Source organism: Moorena sp. SIO3B2 (assembly GCF_010692525.1).
Taxonomy (GTDB): domain Bacteria; phylum Cyanobacteriota; class Cyanobacteriia; order Cyanobacteriales; family Coleofasciculaceae; genus Moorena; species Moorena producens.
In genome coordinates this window covers 19,892-24,110 of the sequence record NZ_JAAHHE010000087.1, presented here as the reverse complement: position 1 = coordinate 24,110, position 4,219 = coordinate 19,892, and the positions used below count along the sequence as shown (strand labels likewise).

Annotated in this window: 3 protein-coding genes and 1 pseudogene; 3 read left to right on the top strand and 1 reads right to left on the bottom strand. The window is 43.7% G+C overall.

All coding sequences use genetic code 11. From position 1 onward, the window contains the following. The coding region (locus tag F6K38_RS19025; RefSeq protein WP_502709583.1) for a SufB/SufD family protein at window positions 1-548 on the bottom strand (548 nt) is incomplete at its 3' end. A 391-nt stretch (window positions 549-939) separates the two neighbouring features. Here F6K38_RS19025 and sufR point away from each other — a divergent pair. From sufR to F6K38_RS44280, 3 genes and pseudogenes are all read left to right on the top strand, one after another. Beyond that, entirely contained in the window at window positions 940-1,605 is a 666-nt protein-coding gene (sufR, locus tag F6K38_RS19020; protein ID WP_287249684.1) for an iron-sulfur cluster biosynthesis transcriptional regulator SufR, read from the top strand. Between the two features lie 274 nt (window positions 1,606-1,879). After that, window positions 1,880-2,137: an NDH complex assembly factor CRR9 gene (locus F6K38_RS19015; RefSeq protein WP_044494119.1), complete on the top strand. Its 258-nt coding sequence runs from the start codon at window positions 1,880-1,882 to the stop codon at window positions 2,135-2,137. Between the two features lie 1,730 nt (window positions 2,138-3,867). Next, window positions 3,868-4,219 (top strand): annotated as a pseudogene (locus tag F6K38_RS44280) (hypothetical protein); the annotation flags it as partial.

The window sequence follows — 4,219 nt, the reverse complement described above, 5'->3', positions numbered from 1 at the left end:
GAATTGAGAGCAGCAAAGTAATTATCTGCCACAGGAACAACACTACCCAGGTATTTCCGCACTAACTCCGGGTGTTCTTGCAAAGCTTCCGAAATCGAGCAGAAAATTACCCCCGACTCAGCCAGCTTCTCTTTGAAGGTAGTGGCGATCGAGACACTATCAAAGATGGCATCCACTGCTACATTAGCCAGCCGCTTTTGCTCAGATAGGGAAATGCCTAATTTATCAAAGGTTTCCAGTAAAGCTGGGTCAACTTCGTCCAGGCTATTGAGTTTTTCCTTCGTCTGTTTGGGTGCTGAGTAGTAGATAATCTTTTGGTAGTCAATGGGAGGATAGGTAACATGGGGCCAGGTTGGCTCTGTCATTTTCTGCCATTGTCGATACGCCTTCAGGCGAAACTCCAGCATGAACTCAGGTTCGTTTTTCTTAGCCGAAATCAGACGGATAATATCCTCATTGAGTCCACGAGGAATGGTATCCGCTTCAATATCTGTGACAAAGCCGTACTTATAGGGCTGGTTGACTAATGTCTTGACAGTGGCAGTCATCGATTTAGTGCTCTCTTATCATTAAGGATTCAACAGAGTTACAAACACAGTGATAGTTTGTTCGCCTTTGACTTTCCCGTAGAGTAGGTTGGCAGGTTGGAAGGTTAGAGGTTGTAGACTGCGGGTAGCGACTGCATCAAGACAGCGGCTTGCTTTTATCGCCGGTTACAACTATGATATACAGCTTCCTCATGCCCACGGGATATTATCTGGTGACTGGGTGGATTAAAACAACGTTTTTGTTGTTTAACTCTATTGTAGGTTATATTAACAACAAACATGTTGTTAAAGTCAAGAGAATTTAGATTTAATAGTAATAACGGTACCGACAAGCACCAAAGGGAAGCCTGAGTGCCCTTCCCCTGTTACCCAATCCCCAACTCCTAAGCCCATGATGCCTACTCAGCAAACTTCCACCAAGCGAGACATCTTACAATATCTCCTCAAACAGGATCGAGCAAGAGCCCAGGAGTTAGCCACAGCCATAGGGGTTAGCCCCCAAGCTATTCGACGTCATCTCAAAGAATTGGAGGCAGAAGGGCTAATTGAGTACAAATCTGTTCAAATTGGCATGGGGCGTCCTCAACATATCTATCACCTCTCTCACAAAGGACGCGATCGCTTTCCCCATCATTACGGAGAGTTTTCCGTTTCCCTGCTCGATACCATGACAGAAACCTTGGGTCGTGAACAGACTAGCACGATTTTACAAAAGCAATGGCAACGTAAAGCTCAAGAATACCGGGAGTGTATCGGGAATGGTACAGTGCGAGAGCGAGTAGCCAAGTTGGTAGAACTGCGTAGACTAGAAGGTTATATGGCAGAGTGGCACACCCTAGAATCAGGTAATTTAAATAATGGCGTTAGCGAGCAGTACATTCTAACCGAATACAATTGTGCTATTTCCAACGTTGCCGAATCTTACCCCAGTGTGTGTGGTCATGAACTGGAAATGTTTGCCGCCGTATTGCCAGATTGTACAGTGGAGCGTACTCACTGGCTCAATAATGGAGAGCATCAGTGCGGCTATTTAATCAAAGGGCGACTCAATAACTAACATGCGAGTAACTAAGCCTGTAAGTTATCAGCCGTCAGCCGTCAGCCGTTAACCACAGGCCCCAAGTTAATACCACCTCAAGTAGCTTGCATGGTACAGGCTTATAGCGTGGCACAGGCTTCTAGCCTGTTACATACTCCATTAGCTGATAGCTGATAGCTGATAGCTGATAGCTGATAGCTGATAGCTGATAGCTGATAGCTGATAGCTGAACGCGATCGCGTGCGCGTAGCGCATATGCTTAAAAGTTATATAGTAAACCTTGAAAACCCTTATGGCTGATTCCCAGCAATCCTCAATCCAATTCTTAACTCCGGAAGAATCCGCTGATGTAGACCAAGCATTGCTCTCTTCCCCAGAGAAATTTTTAACTCGTTTAACTATTTCCTCCCTCAGACTGTTGAAGCATATTTCACAAGATACTGGGGTGCCCATGGAAGAGTTGACCCATCAGCAGATCATCGATTGGTTTGAGAAGGACAGTAAGATTCGGCGAGAACAAGGGGTAGAAGCCGCTTTTTTGAAATGGTAAGCCAATAAACAGGTAATATTGTCCCCTTCACTAATTATTACTTGCAGTTGGTAAGTGATAGTTGGTAGTTGGTAAGTAAGCATTCAGCTCTCAGCATTCAGCCGTCAGCGGTCAAGTGTCAGCAGACGTAACATAGATTAAACCAATGCTTACCTGTTTTCTTAAAAAGTACCTCAAGTAGCGTGGGCATAAGCTATCAGCTAATGCGCTACGCGCATTAGCTGATAGCTTACCTTGGTAGTTGGTAATTGGTAGTTAACGATTCTCCATCACCAACTATCCAGGGATTATGTTGGATGTGATTCACTGGACTTGATATAATCGGTTAATTATTGACAGTTTACTGCATAGTACTGTTAACAAACAAACCTCAACAAAACCTAATCAAAAATCAGCAATTTAGAGCTTATTTATAAAATAAATATTAATTTTTTTTGGGGTGCGTTAATAAATCGTAACGCACTTATTTAATCTAGTGCTTTTGGGGCTAATTTTAGTTTTGTCACTAGTCAAAACTTACCAATAGTGTAGCTATCAAGCGCCCTACAGCCATTTAATCCTTTACTTTATAAATGACGGTTTAGAGGATTTTGGGTAAAATTATTGATCAAGATCACATAGATGCGTTGTCCTAAATCACAGTCTTGCGTGATCTAAACCGATGAAATGGATATAAGTTACCGCTAGCATTCTTAGGTCAGCTGTTAATACTCAAGGAAACGGTGCATCATGAATACTCAAAAAATTCGCTTCGCAGCCATCACGATTTTAGATATCGCTCTATTGTTCACAGTCCCCATCATTATCCAATTATTCTCAAAAATTCCTTAAGTCCAAGGAAGTATGTCTTAGGAATGATCAATGATGTATCGGCACATAATATAGCGTTTCCAAATGAGATGTAAAACTAAGAGGTGTTTTTTGATTTTTAAATAAAACTCTGGATCTCTTTATCCTATTGCCTTTTGCCTATTGTAGGCAAGCAAATTACTGCCATACCTGTGTTTACAACTCATATAAAAACGCTATCAGCACATAGTTTTGCATTAATCGTTTTTCGAGTACAAGCCCCTAACACCTAGCATGGGGTAATTCATTATTAATCATTCATCTTCATCATTCCCTGATCACTGTCGAGACCGGTGGCATTCCTAGTTCAGTTAATTTTAGATATAAAATAAATCTGAAAATGATCAATGAAAGTAATCAATAAATTTCAAAATCTGGTCTTGACCGGAATAATAGTGAGTGTGGGGTTATGGGCAATACCAGTATCAGCACAAGTGGAGGATGAGCAAGTCAACGATCTTGTAGAAGCACTGCGGCTTTCGGCACCACCCAATCGCCGGAATGATGGCATGTACAGCGACTGGCAAGTAAAACCTGCCATTATCCCTAGCTGGACATCTCAATGTGCAGGACAGGCAATGACACCTGCACAATTTGAAGCCGACCCGACCACAGCACGTAGTGTGGTGGCTTGTATCATCAGACGGGAACTAGAGATTGAATTTAGAGATAGTGGCAACAATGAAATGATTGCTGTTCGCCGTACCGCCTGTTGGTGGATGACAGGAAAACCCTCTGGCTGCAACAGTGGCGCAACTGCTGACTATGTCCAGAGAGTACTCGGCTTTTATCAGCAGCCCCATAGGTCAACACCAGTATTCGCACAAGTAGAGGATCAGCAAGTCAACACTCTTGATCCGCAAGTCAACCCTCTTGATCCGCAAGTCAACGCTCTTGTAGAAGCACTGCGGCTTTCGGCACCACCCAATCGCCCGAATGATGGCATGTACAGTGACTGGCAAGTTTTACCGGGGATTATCCCTAGCTGGACATCCCAATGTGCAGGACAGGCAATGACACCTGCACAATTTGAAGCGGACCCGACCACAGCACGCAGTGTGGTGGCTTGTATCATCAGACGGGAACTGGATATTGAATTGACAGATAGTGGCAACAATGAAATGATTGCTGTTCGCCGTACCGCCTGTTGGTGGATGACAGGAAAACCCTCTGGCTGCAACAGTGGCGCAACTGCTGACTATGTCCAGAGAGTACTCGGCTTTTATCAGCAGC

What these genes read in the sequence shown, in the direction of transcription:
- sufR (WP_287249684.1), top strand. Translation starts at nt 940, where the DNA reads ATGATGCCTACTCAGCAAACTTCCACCAAGCGAGACATCTTACAATAT.
- F6K38_RS19015 (WP_044494119.1), top strand. Translation starts at nt 1,880, where the DNA reads ATGGCTGATTCCCAGCAATCCTCAATCCAATTCTTAACTCCGGAAGAA.